This window comes from Alloscardovia theropitheci, assembly GCF_004332295.1.
Lineage (GTDB): Bacteria > Actinomycetota > Actinomycetes > Actinomycetales > Bifidobacteriaceae > Alloscardovia > Alloscardovia theropitheci.
Genome location: NZ_RXLP01000001.1, coordinates 1 through 20,132 on the forward strand (window position 1 = coordinate 1; position 20,132 = coordinate 20,132).

18 protein-coding genes are annotated in these 20,132 nt (G+C 41.8%); 13 read left to right on the forward strand and 5 right to left on the reverse strand.

What is annotated here, in order from left to right:
- The 9 genes from EJ419_RS08280 to EJ419_RS00040 all read left to right on the forward strand — a co-directional run.
- Positions 1-592, forward strand: a 592-nt coding sequence (locus tag EJ419_RS08280) for a hypothetical protein (protein WP_205668780.1), incomplete at its 5' end; no start/stop codon positions are given.
- Positions 593-993: 401 nt separating this feature from the next.
- Positions 994-1,308 carry a hypothetical protein gene (locus EJ419_RS00005; RefSeq protein WP_165496173.1) on the forward strand — a complete coding sequence of 105 codons (315 nt, stop codon included), beginning with the start codon at positions 994-996 and terminating at the stop codon, positions 1,306-1,308.
- A 276-nt stretch (positions 1,309-1,584) separates the two neighbouring features.
- Positions 1,585-3,351, forward strand: a complete 1,767-nt coding sequence (locus EJ419_RS00010; RefSeq protein ID WP_131282875.1) for a DUF2075 domain-containing protein — start codon at positions 1,585-1,587, stop codon at positions 3,349-3,351.
- The gene (locus EJ419_RS00015) at positions 3,338-3,643 is read left to right on the forward strand and encodes a nucleotide pyrophosphohydrolase (RefSeq protein WP_131282876.1); all 306 of its coding nucleotides are present in this window, start codon (positions 3,338-3,340) and stop codon (positions 3,641-3,643) included. The genes EJ419_RS00010 and EJ419_RS00015 overlap by 14 nt, the downstream gene beginning before the upstream one ends.
- Positions 3,644-3,761: 118 nt before the next feature.
- Positions 3,762-4,598, forward strand: coding sequence for a hypothetical protein (locus tag EJ419_RS00020; RefSeq protein WP_131282877.1), 837 nt, complete (start codon positions 3,762-3,764; stop codon positions 4,596-4,598).
- 77 nt (positions 4,599-4,675) lie between these two features.
- Positions 4,676-5,278, forward strand: a complete 603-nt coding sequence (locus EJ419_RS00025; protein ID WP_131282878.1) for a DUF1349 domain-containing protein — start codon at positions 4,676-4,678, stop codon at positions 5,276-5,278.
- Between the two features lie 65 nt (positions 5,279-5,343).
- A complete protein-coding gene (locus tag EJ419_RS00030) occupies positions 5,344-6,342 on the forward strand; it encodes a YdcF family protein (RefSeq protein WP_205668781.1) in 999 nt (332 codons plus the stop codon).
- Positions 6,343-6,400: 58 nt separating this feature from the next.
- Positions 6,401-6,727 carry a putative quinol monooxygenase gene (locus EJ419_RS00035; protein ID WP_131282880.1) on the forward strand — a complete coding sequence of 109 codons (327 nt, stop codon included), beginning with the start codon at positions 6,401-6,403 and terminating at the stop codon, positions 6,725-6,727.
- A 95-nt stretch (positions 6,728-6,822) separates the two neighbouring features.
- Positions 6,823-7,506: a DUF421 domain-containing protein gene (locus EJ419_RS00040; protein ID WP_131282881.1), complete on the forward strand. Its 684-nt coding sequence runs from the start codon at positions 6,823-6,825 to the stop codon at positions 7,504-7,506.
- 127 nt (positions 7,507-7,633) lie between these two features.
- Here EJ419_RS00040 and EJ419_RS00045 read toward each other — a convergent pair whose 3' ends face one another.
- A complete protein-coding gene (locus EJ419_RS00045) occupies positions 7,634-8,551 on the reverse strand; it encodes an amidohydrolase family protein (RefSeq protein ID WP_131282882.1) in 918 nt (305 codons plus the stop codon).
- A gap of 193 nt (positions 8,552-8,744) precedes the next feature.
- Between EJ419_RS00045 and EJ419_RS00050 the strand changes: the two genes are divergently transcribed.
- The gene (locus tag EJ419_RS00050; RefSeq protein ID WP_131282883.1) at positions 8,745-9,605 is read left to right on the forward strand and encodes a hypothetical protein; all 861 of its coding nucleotides are present in this window, start codon (positions 8,745-8,747) and stop codon (positions 9,603-9,605) included.
- 168 nt (positions 9,606-9,773) lie between these two features.
- Entirely contained in the window at positions 9,774-10,805 is a 1,032-nt protein-coding gene (locus EJ419_RS00055) for a YdcF family protein (RefSeq protein ID WP_131282884.1), read from the forward strand.
- Here EJ419_RS00055 and EJ419_RS00060 read toward each other — a convergent pair.
- Positions 10,753-11,352: a 5-formyltetrahydrofolate cyclo-ligase gene (locus EJ419_RS00060; protein ID WP_131282885.1), complete on the reverse strand. Its 600-nt coding sequence runs from the start codon at positions 11,350-11,352 to the stop codon at positions 10,753-10,755. The two genes, EJ419_RS00055 and EJ419_RS00060, sit on opposite strands and share 53 nt — an antisense overlap.
- 92 nt (positions 11,353-11,444) lie before the next feature.
- Between EJ419_RS00060 and recQ the strand changes: the two genes are divergently transcribed.
- Together recQ and EJ419_RS00070 are read left to right on the forward strand one after the other, a co-directional pair.
- Positions 11,445-13,253, forward strand: a complete 1,809-nt coding sequence (gene recQ, locus EJ419_RS00065) for a DNA helicase RecQ (protein WP_131282886.1) — start codon at positions 11,445-11,447, stop codon at positions 13,251-13,253.
- Between the two features lie 7 nt (positions 13,254-13,260).
- A complete protein-coding gene (locus EJ419_RS00070) occupies positions 13,261-14,649 on the forward strand; it encodes an Nramp family divalent metal transporter (protein ID WP_131282887.1) in 1,389 nt (462 codons plus the stop codon).
- A gap of 26 nt (positions 14,650-14,675) precedes the next feature.
- On the opposite strand, the gene EJ419_RS00075 is transcribed toward EJ419_RS00070, so the two are convergent.
- The 3 genes from EJ419_RS00075 to EJ419_RS00085 form a co-directional block, all read right to left on the reverse strand.
- Entirely contained in the window at positions 14,676-15,938 is a 1,263-nt protein-coding gene (locus EJ419_RS00075; protein WP_131282888.1) for a hypothetical protein, read from the reverse strand.
- Positions 15,939-16,071: 133 nt separating this feature from the next.
- Positions 16,072-18,441, reverse strand: coding sequence for a glycoside hydrolase family 3 N-terminal domain-containing protein (locus EJ419_RS00080; RefSeq protein WP_131282889.1), 2,370 nt, complete (start codon positions 18,439-18,441; stop codon positions 16,072-16,074).
- Between the two features lie 145 nt (positions 18,442-18,586).
- Positions 18,587-20,080 (reverse strand): glycoside hydrolase family 30 protein, encoded by a 1,494-nt coding sequence (locus EJ419_RS00085; protein ID WP_131282890.1) that lies wholly within the window; start codon positions 20,078-20,080, stop codon positions 18,587-18,589.
- Positions 20,081-20,132 lie beyond the last annotated feature (52 nt).

A 20,132-nucleotide genomic window follows, 5' to 3' on the forward strand; every position in this document is an offset into this window, starting at 1 on the left:
GGGTAAGAAGGGTCGTTTGGATCATGATGTGATGATGGGTAACCATAAGATGTATGAGAAGAATAGGAGTAGGTATTCGAAGATTGGTCGTAAGTATGCTGAGGAGTTTAAGAAGCGGACGGATGTAGATTTTACTACTATTCGTTACGCACGTACTGCTGCTGGAAAGATGGACTGGTCGGAAGTAGGCAAGGCGGCGAAACGTGGGTTTAAGGATGGTCTTAATATTGCTAGTGATTTTAAGGGGTATAAGAATGCGAGTTGGTTAACTAAGAGTGGTAAAGCCCTGGGTGCTGCGGGTACTGTTTTGAGTGCGGTTAGTAATATTAAGTCTGATTTTATAGATGATACTAAGTCAAGCACAGCTGAAAAAACCAAAAACTTCGTCGTAGACACTGCTGTTGATGTTGGATCGGGCGCTGCCGCAGGAGCAATAGGAGCAGCGATAGGAACCGCGGTAGGAGGACCAGCCGGTACCTTAATCGGATACGGAGTCGGAATAGGAATTAGTTGGGCGATGAATTTGGATATCGGTGGTAAATCTTCCACCGGTTGGATGAAGTCTGGTTTGAAGGGAGTGTTTCACTTCTAATGGATAAAAAAAAGAAGAACAAGAACATATCACACGAGAGTGATGATGAGTTTGTGGAGAGATTCCATTTTCCTATTCCTGAGTATGCACAAGATCCTAGCATGCTGAGAATTTCTTGGGCTTGTGTTTTCCTATGGGGACTTCTCTCACTAATATGTATAGCATTATTGAACTGGGTGCCAGTTTATTCGCAAATATGTATTGGCTGTGTTGTGTATTCATGTGTGTGCTGGCTACTCTCGCATATTCGTTCTTTTGTGGAAAAGTTTCAATCTTTATGTCTGATTCTTACGGGTACCATATGGGTATTAATTATTGAGGCTTTAATGGTAATTTGTTGTTTGATTACTTTTAGCGAAGGCAATCACGCTATACTTGACCCCTACCAGGATACGTTGTTTATGGTTGTATGGAATGTTTTTGCAATAGCGATGGGGTGTGTGTACACGTATTTTTATATTTACCGTGATAAGCATATAAAGTGGCTTGAGAAGTTGCAAGAGTATGATACTTCGGCGCTACTGAACTTTGGTTTGGTGTTTTTTGTTGTTGCTGTTAGCCCAATAGTTATATCGTTGATGAGTGCAGGTATCCAACATGTTTTTGCTGTTATGCTCACAGTTGTTATTATCGGTATCCTCCCCGCCATGATTGTGGACGCAATTTACGGTGCCATCTGGGTGAGAAAACATCCGTATAAGTTTGATGATGACTGATGAGCGAATTCAAACAAAAATATTGGTGTTGTAAGCTAATTGATTACTTCGCTATAGGAATTTCTCTGTTTTATTCGGATGTTCTGCTTCCTACGAAAATTCCACGTCTATACACAATAGGGGAATATATCGGCATTCGTTGAATCACGGTAGAACTGAACTTCAAAGGACAATAATGCAAATATTAGGTGTACTCTTGTATACATATAAGAAGAACTGCGTAATGAGTTCATAATTATATAAAAGATAACGATATGAAGGAGTTGAAAGATTACAATGGTTTCAAGTCCAATTATTTACTCTGGCCCATATGATTCTATTGATGATGGTCATTTAGTAGTTATACCGCAAGAGAAGAAACCATTTATCCTCAACTATCCGACTGTTTATATAATTCATCATACTGATGGAAAGAATTATGTAGTTTATGTGGGCGAGACAAGCGATATTCGCCGAAGAACAGAAGAGCATTTAAACTCTGACCCGAGGTATCGAGACGATTGGGACGAACTAGCTCAGGCTGATGATGCTGAGATGTATGTGATTGGGCATGACCATTTTAATAAATCCCTGACCCTTGATATCGAAAATAAATTTATACATTATCTATCGAGTGTAGAAAATGTTTCTGTCAATAATCGTCGGTTTAATGATCAGAATGAATATTATACTTCAGATTTACTAGAACCGATTTTTTCTAAGACTTGGAACAAGCTTCATACTCTGAATAAAAATATTTTTCCTGCCAAGACTAGGGTTGAAGATTCCGCAATATTTAAAGCATCCCCATTTCATAAATTGACTGAAGAACAAGTTCGCGCGAAGAACCTCATCCTTGACCGTGTGGCCGATTCATTGACTAAAGAAAGAACAGGGCAACTTATTTTGGTTAATGGGGAAGCGGGATCTGGGAAAACTGTGCTTATGAGTACACTCTTTTATGAACTATTTGAAGAAAGTAAGGAAGAAGATTCGAATTTAAGCGGTGTAAAAGTTCATTTGCTTGTTAATCATAAGGAGCAAATAACTGTATATGAGGAGATTGCCAGAAAACTTGGTATATATGGTAAGAATAAAGAGGGAAACAAGATTGAGCTTGTGTCAAAGCCGACAAGTTTCATCAACAGCCACGATCCGGATATTCCAGAAGAAATTGCTGACGTTGTAATAGTTGATGAAGCGCACTTACTTCTTACTCAGGGAAGGCAATCGTATCGGGGGAAGAATCAGCTTGAAGATTTACTTAAACGAGCGAAAATTGTTGTAGCAGTTTTTGACGAGAAACAGATTCTCACGACAGAGGAATACTGGGAAAAAGATGCACTAGACCGGTATATTGATTTGGCTAAATCCCATCACAATTACATAACGCTCTCACAGCAAATGCGCATTAACTCTGATCGCGAAACAATTGCCTGGATTCGAAATGTGATTGATAATCAAAGGCTCGATAAGATTCCCAATGATTCGCACGATTACGAAATTAAAGTTTTTGATACGCCTGCTGCCATGTACGATGCAATTAAAAACAAGAATGATTCGATCGACCAAGGACTTTCGCGTATGGTTGCTACATTCGACTGGGAATATAAGGCCAAACGCAAAGATGGCGTCTATAGTTATGTAACAATTGGTGATTGGACAATGCCGTGGAATTTGCAACTGCCGAAAGTCAATGATAGAAGCATGGATTATCATGCATTATCGTGGGCTGAGCAGCCGCAGACAATTGATGAAGTTGGATCTACCTTTACTATTCAAGGCTTTGACCTCAATTATGTGGGAGTTATCATCGGTCCTTCTGTCGTCTACCGAAATGGGAGAATCCAGTTCCGTCCAGAGTATAGTAAAAATGATAAGGCGACTCGAAATCGCACGCTCAGCGATGGTTCGAAGAAGAAATTTGGCGAAGAATTACTGAAGAACGAGCTCAATGTTTTGCTTACACGTGGAGTAAAAGGTCTGTACCTTTATGCAGTTGATGAGCAATTACAGCAAGAACTATTAAGACTTTATAAGGAGAAAATGAATGACAAACGATAATAACCCAAGCATGCAGCGTATCAATGACTTCCACGATGCTCATCATTGGAGACAGTACCATAATGCAAAAGATTTAGCTTTGTCGATTTCGATTGAATCTGCTGAATTGCTAGAGCTCTTCCAATGGAAAGATTCGCATGACGTTGAAGAACGTGACCGTGAACGTCTCGAGGAGGAGCTTGCTGACGTACTCATTTATGCCTATACGCTGGCTGACAAACTTAATATGGATATCGACGACATTATAGAAAAGAAACTGAAGAAGAATTTGGTGAAATATCCTGTCGCGTGACGTGGATCGTTGTGCAGGAATATGCGCGGATACGTCTAAATACACAAGTAAGTAGACATCTATAGTATGATTAATTTATACCACGTATAGTCTCAAATTTCTCAGTGAGGAGTGAATAATGGGTTTCGACATGAGTTACCATATCGTTGGCGTTGACCAGATGGATAAATGGTTCTTCTTACCGATGTATGCGCTTATTAATGGTGATGATTCTCTGATGAAATCTGTGAGTGCATCGCAAGGAGATGATTTCTTCTCAGAGAAATACGAAGATGTCATGCGTGAAATAGCTCAACAGAATACTCCAATTAATAAAGTTAATACTGAAGACGTACTGTATGGTCTAGCTGTCACAACTGGATTCTTTTCGAGATACCACTATATCCGCGGTGGGATATTCTCAGATCTAGTTATCCAACATCCTGATATGAAGCGCTACATTACACTGTGGAGCGAGATAATTCCTACGTGGCTTCCAGCGCCTGAAACAGATTTATTAGACGGAAATTACGCTACAGGAGTTTATATAGGTCCAAGTCAGGTCAAGCAGTTGCTTCAGGACTGTCAATCAGATACTTCGATTCGTTCTATCATCCACGATGATTTTGGAAATGATAATTTTAATATTTTCCTTACTGCGCTTCAAGAAGCGGCGGAGCGTGAGAGTGGCCTGATAGAAGCTGCTGAGGTCATCGAGCCAAATCCATTCGATTTAAATAGTTCGGTGTGCTATAGCGATATCCGTTTCTGTGATCCTCAGGGAGCAATTATTTATCAAAATGTGGCAATGGAACAGATTTCCCACATAAAAGGGTTGCAGTCACAGGATGGTCAAGCAGATAATTCTACGGAATCGAGTACGACTAAATCGAGTATGGCGGATGCAGATGGAACCGATACGGGCAAGAAGCAAGGGTTTATCTCAAAACTTTTTACACGTATTCGTAAAAAGTAAGGAATAAGCGAATACCTAAAATGAAGTATTATATATACCGTTAGTAATTAGAAAATTAGTGAGATGAGGATCTTGCAATGAACGAACTCACATGGATACGAGAACCGAAAGACTACGTCATTGACGAAGACCATATCGAAATTACTACCGAACCACGTACCGATTTATGGCAAAACACATATTATCATTTTCAAAATGATAACGCACCTGTGCTTCAGATGGATACGGATGAAAAGTATTTCTCCTTTGTCGTAAAGACTGATTTTTCGCAGAGTCATCATCGCTTTGACCAGTGCGGAATTGTGATGTACTTGGATTCGAAGAATTGGCTTAAAGCATCTGTCGAATATGAAAATGAGCAATTCCAGCATTTAGGCTCCGTTGTAACAAACCACGGATACTCGGACTGGTCTACGACAGAAATCCCCGCGGACATAAAGACTATGTGGTATCGCTTAAGCAGACGCGAGGATGATTACCGTATTGAATGCTCCTATGATGGAAAGAATTTCTCGCAAATGCGCATTTGTCACATGTGGGAAGGAGCTGGTCCTATACGTTTCGGCGTTTACGCATGTAGTCCTGAAGACTCTAGCTTTACAGCAACCTTTACTCATATGGAACTTACAGAGTGTGCGTGGCTTGCTCATGATGGACAGCAGCCTGATGATGAAGAGTAGTAAGCTGATATACTTACCCTATGATTTCAGGCGATATCGTTTTATACATCATCACAATAATAAGCGTGGCTTCACTCGTATACTCCATGTGGAGAGACAATCGCAGCTTGTGGAATCCACCGCTTCTTATTATTGCTGTATTCTTCGTGTACTGGACTAGCACGTATCTTATTTATTCTGCTGGCTATGGCCTTGCATCTGGAGTTCTTCTAGCTATTGGGCTTTTCGCGTTTCCACTTGCATCATTTTTCGGATCATTTTTCCTTGTCTACAATGGGATTATTTTGCTTCGCCGTGAAGGATTCTCTCTAACGAATCTCTTATCATTATGCGTAGGTATTTTCTTATTCATTTTCTTCTCATTTACCTATATTCGGATTTCTGTTCAGTCGAATTTGTTCTTTGACTATCCAGTAATCAATATCGCATTTCTCTATATTTTTTCTACCTTCTTTATCTTTGGTACGGTTTTTGTAGCTTTTCTTCTGTACTCGATGCTTTATGCATTCATACCAAAGAGAAAGAAGTATGATTTCATTATTATTCATGGAGCGGGTTTAATTGACGGTGAACGCGTGACGCCATTGCTTAAAAAGCGTATTGATAAGGCTGTAGAAGCTTTTCATAAATCAAAAAACCCGGAAGTTATGCTTATTGCCAGTGGTGGGAGAGGCTCGGATGAAAAGATTTCTGAAGCTCAAGCCATAGTTAATTATGTCATAGAGGAAACGGATATTCCTTGGGATCGAATCATTCTAGAAGATAAGTCGACGACAACTTACGAGAATCTTCTGTATTCGAAAAAGATTGGCGAGGAGCTCATAGATAATCCTCGATTCCTGTTCGTGACAAATAATTATCACGTTTTTCGTACAAGTACATATGCGAGGCGTCTTGGTATGTGTGGAGACGGCTTGGGGTGCTCTACCGCCAGATACTATATCCCGTCTGCTTTCATCAGGGAATTTTTTGCGATATGTGTGCGGTATAAATGGTTTTTCATTGTGGCATATGGGCTGCTCACATTGCTCATCATTACACTCTATGCTGGGCTATTTTCATAGAGATAGTGGCGTATAAGATATAGTTGCTTAAGAGTGTCATTAAGAATGTGAGGTAACAATGAGTCTTACGGTAAATCTCTATTACACTGGTACCAACGGTAATGCGCGTAAGTTTGTCGAGGAGATGGAATCTCGTGGAATTGCTGATGCAATTCGCGCTGAAGATGGCAATGAACGCTACGATTATTTTATCGCGCACAATGATCCAGAAACAGTTCTTCTCATCGACCAGTGGCGAGATCAGGAAGCGATTGATGCTCATCATGCATCGCCAATGATGAATGAGCTAGCTGAGCTTCGTGAGAAATATGATCTTCATATGCGTGTAGAACGTTTTGTGCCAACTGATACGAATGATCATGATAATACTTTTATCCGTCAGTAATTATCAGTAGAATTTATGAAATCCCTCTGCGCTATAGCGTTTATAACGTCTGCCCAATAAATGTATAAACATCTAAATAGAAACGCATAAGGAAAATGACAGGTCTCACACTTGTAGCAGTTAAACTCCTTGTAGGATTTATCGGCCTCGTAGCCGTTATCAATATTAGCGGTAAAGGAAATTTAGCTCCAAGATCAGCCACGGATGCAGTACAAAATTATGTACTCGGTGGAATTATCGGCGGTGTAATCTACAACGACGATATTGGTGTCACTCAGCTGGTACTCATTCTCATTATCTGGCTTGGTCTTGTCGTGGCTTTCCGTGAACTCAAGAAGCATTCCATACCATTCAAGGAAATTATCGATGGTAAAGCTCTGACAATTGTCCGAGATGGACATATTAATATCAAAAATTGTAAACGTGCGAAACTTTCAGCGAGCGAATTGTCCTTTAAACTTCGCTCAGAAAAGATCTACTCTGTTCTTGATGTAAAGCGTGTCATCCTTGAGCAAAATGGCGAATTCATTATCGTTAAAGAGGGCGAAGAAAAACCACGCTACCCACTTATCACTGATGGACAAGTGCACGATGACATTCTTGACCTTATCGGACACGATCGAGTGTGGCTCAAAGGAATCATGCAAGACAATGGTTACCGCTACTTTAAAGAAGTATTCTTGTGTGAATACGATTCGGGGAATATGGTATTTGTGGGGTACAAAGAGAAGAAAGATAGTTTTAGACAACGACTTATTCGCAAACGCTCTAAGCAGTGAGAAGCAGTAAGAAGTCACGAGAGGTAAGAAATTACTTCAACGAAATAAGCGTGCTCTATCACAATCATACAGTGATGTGAGCACGCTTACTTCGTTCGATAGGAGGATTGAATAATACAGTCAAAATTTAGAATGTACGATGGCATATACTTTCTATGTTCGTACTAAAAATCTTCTGCTTATCTGTGTCAACAAATGGAAGCTCTTCTATCGCTTTAATGATTGCATGTGTCGATCCCGCTGGTGGAATGCCTAGTGGCGCATCAGTGCCAAACACGATGTGATCCATGCCATAGAATTCTTCTGCTAATTCCAAGGCCTTAGCATTACCAAGTAAAGCAGTATCTACATAGAATTTATGGAAATCATCAAATTGGTCAGCAGGCATGGTATATCGCATTCGCTCACGGAAGAACGGAACCATAGCACCTGCATGATGGACGATAATTTTAAGATCCGGGAAGTCTTTGTAAATACCTACCTGCACAAGTTGAAGCATAGCCTGAGTTAACTCGTATTCCCATGAGAAAACTATATTGTTATCAGGCTTTCGCTCATCAAAAATTGGATGCATCCACAGCGGGACGTTTAGCCGCGCACATGCTTCGAATATGTCACGAAATTGAGGATCTGCGATAGATTTTCCTAATGCGCGAGTAAAAATTTGGATGCCTACAAGTGTGTGCGACTTAGAAACAGTTTCAATAATTGATTGAGCCGCAGGAATATTATTCATAGGAATCATAGCAATACCAGCGGCAAAAATATCAGAATTTGATTCAACTGCTTGTATTAGCTCATTATTTGCTTCAACGCATAGATTTGCTGCAGTTTCCGGATCTGTGTAATCTTCAGGGTTGATATTGACGTATGAAACAATTTGTTTAACGTCCTTCGGTATGGCTGCGCGACGCTTATCAAAATCGAGAAGATGTGGGTGATTAATAAAAGGGAACATCTGTGGTAATTCGGGCTTTATCGCTAGCATCTTCTCATAAAAACGTGGAAGAAGAAGATGAGCGAAAGCATCAATTTTCATAGTCATATGAGCCTTTCCTTAGGAGAACAAGCACTATTGTAGTTATTCACACCCTACATTTTCTCACTTATGCTAGGGGAATAGACTCTACGAGCATTCTGCCTTATAATAAAACTAACATTATTCATGTGAATTTGTACGAATGCAATGGTGTATAAGGCGATCATATGAATTTCTTTCGTAGGAGAAAGGAGAGATAATGCGTACCGATATGATTGGGGGATTAGGGAGAGCGCCTCGCCGTCGACACGTTCGTAAAAATACTGTTCTGCTGCACAAATGGTTGATAGTTTTGTGGTACATTGCCGTCATTACGGGCGGGGTTGCGCTGATGTTTTCAGGATGGATGCGCGATGGCATGGGCTCAGTATTAATGATTTTGTATATGCTGTACCCAGTCACAGTCCTTATAGAATCAGCGATTATTGGCTATGAGAGACTATGGGGGTGGTGGGCTGTATTAGCCCCAATTCTCATGGGTACATATATGGTTCTTCTTGAGTGGCTTTTTAAGTGCCGCGTCTATGGCGGATGGGATGAGCCGGACTTTTTCCTCTTTTGGTTCGCTATCGTCGCAGGAAGCGTAGGTCTAGCAATGGGGATTGGTACGTACTATATTCAGAAGGCGGGCAGCCCATTTGCTCGATGGATTCCATACATGCTTATGTGGGTATTGGGGATAGTTGCTTACTGGTCTCCGCACGTCGATTCCTTTATCGTCGATTTTCTCTTTTTCCAAACAACTCTTCCGGCTCTTAGTTTCGCAATGGGATTCTTTGCAGGTCGAGATGAATACGACAGTGATAATGATAAGAAGAGATGGCTTATCGTACCAAAAATGATGGCGCTATTTTCAATCGCATTCCTTGTAACTGATTGTATACGCTTAGCATTTTTTGGCAGTCGCGACTGGCATTATTTTAGTGATATTTTTATTCTGCCACTTTTGGCTTTCCTGGTAACTGTCGCTGTAATGACGGTAATCGGCGTTGCACTAGGTATTTTTGTACGACGTCGAGTCCAAAATGATGTAGCACAAGGAGGTGGGGAAACAAGATAAGACAATACAGGTATTTTTTTCTTTCGATTTCTTCTTCTCATAGATATGCGCCTTCTTCAGTTCTACTCGATAGAAGGCGCATTCTTGTATACGTTAATATTGCTCATACTTTGGTCCACCCACGAGTTATAACTTAGCTTGTTTTCTTAGATTTGCTATACTAAATCCATGATTCAAGGAACTGCGGTACTCTACGTAATTACTGTGATATTAGTTATCGCATTTGTGTATTCGCTATGGCGAGACAATCGCAGCCTATGGAATCCGCCACTGCTCATCCTTAGCATCATCTTTGGCTATTTCTCGCTAGCAAATCTTATGTATGCTTCAGGAATAGAAATTGCATATTATGCGCTATTTGGTTTAGGTTTCTTTGCGGTACCGTTGATTGTTTTCCTGAGCTCAGTTTTCTTACTGTATAACGGAGTAGTTTTGTTGCGACGAGAAGGAATATCGAAAGTTAATATCCTATTCTTAATTCTTGGACTTTTTAATCTTGGAATTATCATATTCCTTGGTTTCGTACTCAGCGGTGGCGTACGCTTCTTATCGCATAACCGTTTTATGTATGGAAGTTACCTCTTTATCGCGTACTCGTTTGTACTCTTCACGATTGCATTCATCGGGTTTTTACTGTATTCCATTGTGTATAGTTTTATTCCCAAGAACAAAAAGTATGATTTCATCATCATTCATGGCGCGGGTTTATTGGATGGCGAGCGCGTGACTCCATTACTTAAGAAACGAATTGACAAGGCTATTGAAGCTTTTCTCGCATCGTCGGATAAAGAAATAAAAATTATCGCTAGTGGCGGCAAAGGCAGCGATGAGAAGATTTCTGAAGCCCAAGCTATATGGAACTATATACGTGAGGAAAAACGCATTGATCTTAAACAAGTTATCCTCGAGGAAAAATCGACGACAACGTATGAAAATTTATTGTATTCGAAAGAAATAGGAGAGAGGCTGGTAAAAAATCCGCATTTCCTTTTCGTGACGAATAATTATCACGTTTTTAGAACGAGTACTTTTGCCAAACGCCTTGGAATGAAAGGTGACGGTCTGGGGTGCTCAACGGCTCGATACTATATCCCGTCTGCTTTCGTACGAGAATTTGTAGCAATTTGCGTGCGATATAAGTGGCTGTTCATCGCTGCATATGCAATTTTCTTTGCGATGCTTGCAGCTTCGTATCTTTAGACAGCATATATTCGTAGGGCGAAACAAGCATTGTATCTATAGAAATATCGTAAGTATCTTCTGCAAAATCGTGTAGTTGAAAACTATAAATCGTGCTGACGGTGTGGTTCGAGAAATTCTCTAAATAGCGATCGTAATAACCTGCGCCATAACCGATACGATAATGCGCATTATTCATAACGAGAGCAGGCACATGGATAAGATCAATATTGTCAGGCGCTACGATGCAGTTGTTTGAGGGCTCCATAATACCAAATGCGCTTCTTACCAGGTTACGCGGATCATATTCGACAAACTCTAGTTGATACCCGGGTAAAGTGCGGGGGATAAGTACTCGCTTGCCATCGCGCATCATGCGTTGAATGATTGGCCGAGTATTGACTTCATGGGGTAGTGACATATACGTGGCAATTGTATGAGCTGACTCATATGACGGGCTTTGACACAGCTGCTCAAGTAAGTCCTCATCAGCCAATTCTTTGCGTTGCGTGGCTTGCTCCTTCATCTTGGCAAGGGTTTGGCGTCGAAGAAGAGATTTAGCACACATACGGCTATTATATCCTCATGAGATGGTTTACTATGGATACGATTAAATACTAGATTAAGCGATGATGCATTCCTCAGACTGGAGAAAAGTACATGAGCAGTGTTGTAACGAAGGAAGATATTCTTCAGCAAACTTATGGGTATAGTACTTTTCGCGAAGGTCAGGCGCAGATTATAGACATGATTATGGGTGGGACAGATGTACTCGCTGTAATGCCTACATCTGCAGGCAAGTCTTTGTGCTATCAAATTCCAGCGCTCATGCTTCCCGGGATTACACTTGTAATTTCGCCTCTCATTTCGCTTATGAAAGATCAAGTAGATGCGCTTCGTGAAAATGGAGTGCGCGCTCGCCAGCTCAATAGTAGTTTAGATGGTGAAGAATTTTCTCAGATATATTCCGAACTAAAGTCTGGTGAAACGAAAATTCTCTATATTGCCCCAGAGCGTCTCATGGCTCAAGGTTTTCGCGAATTTATTAGCAATTTTGAGATAAGCTTCATAGCAGTTGATGAAGCACATTGTATTTCTAGTTGGGGGCATGATTTTAGGCCGGCATATCGAAATATTCGCTCTTTTATCGAAGAATTTTCTGTAAGACCGCGTATTGCAGCTTTTACGGGAACAGCGACAAAGGATGTGCAAAAGGATATCGCAACGCAGCTGGGAATGAATGCACATTATCATGAAGTAATTCTCAGTTTTGATCGCCCTAATTTATATTTTGCTGTTGAAGAGCCGCGAGATAAATTCCGTCGTCTGGTAGAACTTCTTAATGCAGGCGATAAGAACGATTCGACAATTATCTATTGCCGTACGCGAGCAGTAGTGGAGAAAGTTGCAACGAAACTGAGAAAAGCTGGTTTTTCTGCAGGATATTATCATGCTGGATTATCAACGAGCGAACGCAGTAAAGCCCAAGAGGATTTTCTTTATGGTGATGTCTCGATTATGGTGGCGACCAATGCTTTTGGTATGGGAATTGATAAGGCAGACGTGCGCCAAGTCATTCATTATGGCATATCCAATAGTTTAGAAGCGTATTATCAAGAGGCTGGTCGTGCTGGACGAGATGGTGACAAAAGCCGGTGCACGTTATTCTATAGCGGTGCTGATGTAATTGAAGCGAAGCGAATGATTGACATGGAAAATAATCCTTTCGCTTCCCAGAAGTTAGACGCGATGATTCGTTATGGTCAAACCTCAGGATGTCTTCGTAGATTCATTATGGAATATTTCGGCGAGGAAACTTTTGCTGACTGTCAGGACTGTTCCAATTGTCTAGATGCTGGCGAAACCGTTGACATAACTGAAGAAAGTTTGAAAATTCTCTCGTGTGTCTACCGCATTCGAGAGCGTGTGCATTATGACGTGGGAATCAATAAGATTGCCGCTATTCTTAAAGGGCGAGATACTGCGGATTTACGGGAACGCGGATTAACTGAGATTTCCACATACGGGTTACTTAAAAATCTTGATGAGAAACTAATCAAAACGTATATACAAGTACTTATCGCAGATGGGTATCTAGCTGTGGCAGGGCAGTATTCAGTCGTACAATTAACATATCAGGGGCGAGAGCAATTTAAATTGCGTTCTCCTATACGTACGCGCACGCGAATCGTACGAAATTCTTCTTCTGCACGCTCTCTTAGTTCAGATATCGAAATTCAGCATTATCCAACAGATCTTTATGAACTGCTCAAAGAAAAACGAATGGATATCGCGCGGAAGAATCATCGGCAAGCATTCATGATTTTTTCTGATAAAACCTTGCGTGATATGGCAGTTAAACAGCCACGTAATAGAGATGAATTCTTAAACGTGTATGGTGTAGGTAAACAAAAAGCACAGCAATATGCCGATGAATTTACACGAGTCATAATTCAGTGGAAAGCGTGAAAGTGATATGAGCGAAGACGCAGCACAAGATACTCACAACAAGCATGGTCATTTTATTGAACATACTCACGATAAAGTGTCGCTTTCAGAAGTCAACCAAAGCATCGACGTTCCTGAAAGTGACTCTTTCTGGAAGAATTTTTTTGCATTTTTAGGACCTGGTGCTCTTGTTGCAGTCGGTTACATGGATCCGGGAAATTGGATTACCAGTGTTGTAGGAGGTGCGACTTATAAGTATGCGTTACTGAGCGTCATTCTTATCTCATCTGTTGTTGCGATGCAACTTCAGCATATGTCCGGAAAACTTGGGATGGTAACGAGGCAAGACCTTGCTCAGCATATCGCACAACGCTCACCTCAATGGGCTCGTTGGATACTCTTCGTTATTATCGAGCTTGCGCTGATTGCCACCGACTTCGCTGAAGTCTTAGGGTCGGCCATAGCTTTACATTTACTATTTGGTATACCTCTTATGGTTGCTATAGTGATAACAGTTCTTGACGTGGTTGTCTTACTATCATTAATGCGACTTGGTTTTAGAAAAATTGAGGCAATTGTTGCTGCGCTTATTCTGACGATTGTTATTATTTTCGGGTATCTTGTTATTCTCGCGCGACCTCATATTCCAGATATGCTGTGGGGATTTGTGCCAAGCGCTGATAAAGTTGCAGGTTTAGACAAACGCAATCAAGCAACTATGCTTGCACTTGCTTTGGGAATAATTGGCGCAACCGTTATGCCGCATAACCTATACCTTCACTCGTCTATCGTTCAAACACGCAAAGTCAATACGGCATCACCGCAGGAATTAGATAAAGCGGTCAGATTCATGACGTGGGATTCTAATGTACAGTTGACTGTAGCGTTTGTTGTTAATTCATTGTTGCTTATCGTAGGGGCATCAATATTTTACGGGCATGCTCACGAAGTTACCGCATTCAAGGAGATGTATAACGCGCTCGCTAATCCAGCAATTGCGGGAGTTATTGCCAGTAAGTTACTTGCAACTTTATTTGCTATTGCACTGCTTGCCAGTGGTCAAAATTCAACAATAACTGGAACTTTAACTGGGCAAATAGTGTTAGAAGGATTCGTTCATGTGCGAGTGCCGCAATGGGCTATTCGTTTAGGTACGCGTGTGATAACTCTTGTGCCGGTGATTATTATTGCGGCTCTTAGTCACGGACATGAGCAGACACTGGATAACATGATTGTATATTCGCAAGTCTTTTTGTCCCTTGCTTTACCATTCTCAATCTTCCCGCTTATTTATTTCACATCGAAAAAATCGATTATGGGAAAGTATGCAAATGCAAAGTGGAATACTATCATAGGGTATCTTGTAGCAATTATTTTGACTGTACTTAATATCCAGTTGATTATGTCGGTATTTTAGTGATTGTTGTTACGCTTACAAGCTCTCTAGAAGCGTAGGAGCCTGCGATCTGAAAGATATTTTACCCTTGTCTCTATCTCCTCCTCGCTAACAAAGGGAACGTATGCTTTTCTAAGCTTTTCAATAAGTCTTTGAGGTTTTTCTACTGAGATTTCTCGTGTTGAAAGTCTGACAATAGTGCAATTGCTTACAGCTAGGAGCTCTTCTAATTGGCGATAGCTGGTAGGAAGAATATGAGATGAGCTTGTTTCGTTGCCAGTCGAGAGAGAATGGAAGTATTTAAACCCATCAATATGTGCGATGATGTATCGTGCTGGCGTATTAACCGTGCGAGTAGTAAAACTTGGAAGTTCCCATATAAAATCCGGAGAAGCTGGGCATGGCAATGGAAAGTTCGTGCTCAGTGCCTGTGGTAGTTGCGAATGAAGTAGGGGAATACTTACGCCTGCTTTTATCATCAGTGCTCGGCATAAGGACTCGTAATAACTCGTCGAATTTTTATCAACAAATTCGAGACGGTATGCTGCTATTTGTGCACTCTTACACGATTTATGGGCATGCAAAAATTCAGTCATATCCTCTGAAGAAATATCATATAATGCTGAAAGGTGATCGCAGATAGCTAAACCATAGCAAAAAGGTAGCACCCGCATGCAATCAAACATCGTTTGTAATGGAGAAGTTACTAGAATGCCCGAGCACACTCCAACTTCATCATTGATGGCTTCATATCGAGGAATACACGACTCTTCTAGCCCTCTTGAACTGTGCAAAGAGTATTCGAAGTCCTCGTGGTGGGTAGAAAGCAAGTTCTTTCGGATATCCTTTGGCATGCTGTAATTAATGTAGAGCTGACGGATAGGTAACGAATTGTGCACTATACATGACGCTGCGTGCTGTGAATTCTTTTTGATATTCGTAGCCATATACAACGAGCAATATACATCTTTCTCAGGTATTGGGGCACCGAGAATTGCTGCGGCACTCACACATGATAGAGGCATGAGCTTGTGTTCTGGTATTAATTGAGCCATGTGAGCAAGAATGCTCTTACGAATAATTACAGGGGTAATGATATTACGTAGTTCGCTTCTATGATGACGATGATGGCGAGCGTAACGTTTGCGAACTGCGCTTTTACGACGAACATCATGAAGTCTCTCATTGAGACGTTTGCTATAAGTTAGTTCTCCAATGTCGGTATTATTTTCCGCGTACCTTAATAAGTTTGTGTTTGCAGAATCTATGTGCATAATCTGCGGATTAAGAAGTCTAGGAGTTGTAGTCATGTATCAATCATGAATATAACTGCTACAGTGGAGCAAACTAAGACAATAATGTGAACGACTGTGAAAACATGAAGGTGGCGAGTACTCTATTCAAAAAATACCCGCCACCCTCATTGTTATTCTTAGTCTGAACTTAATCCTCTAAAGCAAAGAGTGCACGCTTAAGATCGCTTCGACGAGATGAATGTCCGATGAGGATTTCGAACTCGCCATTTTCGACAATGCGATGAGCCTGAGCGTCGACAATTGAGCAATCTGATGCAGGAATCTCGAATTCAACTGTCTTAGTCTCACCCGGGGCAAGTTCGATACGCTTAAAGGCTTTCAACTCTCTATCGGTCCAACTTACTGATGTGACGATATCACCAATATAGAGCTGGACGACTTCAACGCCTTTAGTATCACCAGTATTCGTTACATCAATATTTGCGTGAATAATACCGTCCTTCTTAAATACCGGGATAGTAACATCTTCGTGTTGCTTTTGAGACATGGTCCATACAGAACCATCATTATCTTCCGTACTTATAGTTGTTCCGTATTCATTACTGAGCGAAATATCACTATATGCGAAGGTGGTGTAAGAAAGTCCCTCTCCAAAAGCGAAGGCAGGATCTTGTGTTAGATCGGCATAACGATCGCCATGCTGTCCACGAATCTGATTGTAGTAGACCGGGAGCTGACCCGCGTGACGAGGGAAAGTAATCGGCAATCGGCCCGAAGGATTGACCATACCCATGATAATTTCAGCGATCGCCTGACCGCCCTTCATGCCTGGGCTTGGAGCCCACAGCAAAGCATTTGCTTTCTCAAGTGCGCTCTTTGGAAGTACTTGAGGTTTGCTAGACATAAGAACGACCACAGTTGGAGTTCCTGTTGCTGTAATGGCATCAATAAGTGTGTTTTGGCCGCCGAGAAGTTCGAGGGTAGCAGTGGAGCAGCCTTCTCCTATGAGTTGAAGAACATCGCCAACGACTACAACAGCTACATCAGCGTTCTTGGCATTGCGAACAGCTTCGTCAATAAGATTCTGGTCAACCGCAGAGCTACGACCTACATATGGTCGTGGCTGTCCGTCAGGGTAGAACTCACCAGCTGGATCTGGTACCAAATCAACTATATGAGCACCTTGAGCAGTGGTTAATGACCAATCACTTGGCATCAGTTTTTCAAAGCCATCTTGAACCGTTGTAATTGTCTTTCGTGGATGTCCATCAGGCATCCACGAAACCTGACCAGAATTGCCTGCCCAATCACCCAATTGTGTTTGTGCGTCATCAATAAGAGGGCCAATCAGAGCAACCTTATGAGCTTTATGCTTAAGCGGTAAAGTCCCATCGTTTCTCAGCAAAACGATGGATTCACGAGTAAGCTCAAGATTTGCCGCGCTATGAGCAGCATTCCCTATAACCTTCTTAGCTTGTGCAGCATCTGGTAAACGAGGATCTTCAAAAAGACCTAGTCGCATCTTTAATGCCAAAATTCTTCCGACAGGCCCATCAAGCTCGCTCTCGTCCAATAGTCCACTAGTAACAGCTTCGTAAGTTGCATCGTAGAATTCTGGCGAAGTCATAATTAAATCATTTCCAGCACGTACAGCTGCGATTGCAGCTTGTACAGGATCCTTCATGACGCGTTGCTCCCATACCAAGCGGCTGACATTCGCCCAATCAGTGATAAGAGTGCCCTTATAGCCCCACTGATCGCGTAATACGTCGTTAAGAAGCCATTTATTTACGGTAATTGGCACACCTTCAATGGACTCGTATCCAAGCATAAAAGTCCCAATTCCCTCGTCGGCAACGCGCTTAAACGGAGGTAAGAACCATGAAGCAAGTTTGCGATGCGACAAATCAGCTTCTGATGCATCGCGCCCGCCTTGAGTTTCAGAATAACCAGCAAAATGCTTAGCTGTAGCCAGGATGGATTTCTTTCCAAGTGGGGTATCGCTAGTTGTAGCATTTCCGCCTTGATACCCGCGTACCATAGCACTAGCAAGTTCGCCAATGAGATACGGATCCTCTCCAAAGGTCTCGCCGACGCGACCCCATCGAGTATCGCGTGCAATGCACAGGACAGGCGAGAAAGTCCACTGCACGCCAGTAGTTACCGCTTCTCGGGCAGTGATTTGTGCCGCGCGTTCAATTTTTGCAGTATCCCAACTAGCAGCCATGCCTAACTGCTCTGGGAAAATAGTTGCTCCAGGGTAGAACGAATAACCGTGGATGAGATCATCTCCGACAAGCATAGGGATACGTAAACGAGTTTGCTGAACTAAATCATTTGCACGAGGAAGGTAATCAGGAGAAGTATGCAAAATGGATCCTGCGTGCTTGTCAAGAATGATATCGTCGAGGTTTTGACGTGCATCTAGTTGCATCATCTGGCCAATTTTTTCGCGTAAGGTCATACGAGATAACAAATCGTTAACGCGCTCTGAAATAGGTAGATTCTCGTTCCAATAAGGTTCGTTCTTTTCATAAACAGTTGTGGATTCGGCCATTGAATTCCTCCCGGTACTATATTTCATATTCTTCCCATGAATACGAAAGTGAGAAAATTTCTTCCCTCTATTTAGTATAAAGTAGCATAAAACTATGGGACACGGCATTGTAAAAAATACGTAATGCCATGTCCCCGTCGTGAGATTATTGTTCGTTCAAAATGACCGAACTGAGAGTATGAGCAGGAAGATTAACGGTGGATAGTTGCCCACTTACTCGGATGTTGACTTCTTGATCATTATCGTGTTTGTTGAGCAAGATAATTCCGATAGAGTCATCCGGACGTTTTACAGCTGCTACTTCTACAGTGTCAGACCATGTAGAACTACCAATTCGGATGCTACCTGGTTGTACGACATGAGCTATCTGCGCGATGTAATGATATGAAATTGTTTTTTCAAATGTTCCGTTGTCTTCAGCGACGATTGGCGCTGCAAAACCACCCAATACGTGTCGAGGTCCGCCCGTACGGTCAACGCACAGATTCCAATCAATCCAACGTTGCATACCATGGTTGATATCGCCAATCATGTCATGTGCATACATGACAGCATCAGCAAAGTCCATCTCGATTGGTGTAACTGTTGATTCAGGCTCTGGGCCATCTACTGGCTTAAATGCATAAGTCTTACCTGGAATATGGAGTCCGCAGCTTTCTGAATGCATCAAAATTTTATCTGGGTATGCATTGTGAATGAGATCGAGTGCTTCAAAATGGTCTCCAGAGTACCAGTGGTAAGCAATTCCTGAAATCATATCAGCGATGTCGGTTTCGAACATTTCATCGACGTGTTCAAGCATACGCTCTTTATTGTGATCCCAGATAAAAATGCCAACTTTCTCAAGAAGCCCTGCCTCTTTCATAGCAGGGTAGAGGTAATCATGCAAGAAAGTACTTTCTTCCTCGCCAGACCATAGGCAGCTATCCCACATTGTGGCTGCGCTGGCTTCATTTTGGATAGAAAGCATAGTAACTGGTATACCTGCATCAAGATATGCCTGTACATATGTGACTAAATACTGTGCCCATGGTTTGTAATACTCGCGCTTGAGGCGACCGCCAAAATTGCGGCTGGGCTCAGTTGGAACTTCAAAACCAAAATCTCCGTAAACCTTAGCGTCATTTTCTGAAATTTCTGGAGCAGTTTTCCATTGCACAGGAGGAGACCAAGGAGACAGAAGAGCGCTAATTTTCCCATCTGCAATCTCTAGAGCCTCTTTAACTACTGGGATAATATATTTGTTGTTTCTTTCCATCGAGAAAGTAGCGAGTGAAGGATCGGAAATTGGATCTTCAACTGCTTGATATTCATCAAGCGAATAATCGCATGAATCGAGAGGGATGCGGATAAAGCGAGCGTCGATAGCAGAATTTCCAAACCATGCTTTAAGAGCTTCGGTGCGTGTTTCCTTACTCATGCGCGACAGAAGATAGCACGCACTTTCAGTCATTGCACAGCCGAAGCCTTCAATAGTTTGGAATGCATACCGAGGATAAATCCCTACAACGTTCGATTCTACGTTCTTGAGTAAAGTACTTTCGTCTAATACGGTTGGTGTGCTTTCGCTAAACGTGGTTTGTCCTGTTTTTGTATCGAATGATGTTGTCTTCATTGATGCTGCGTATCGAGCGACCATAAATACTCCTTTGTGTGTTAGTCACATTTATACTATCAGGAATTGCCTGAAA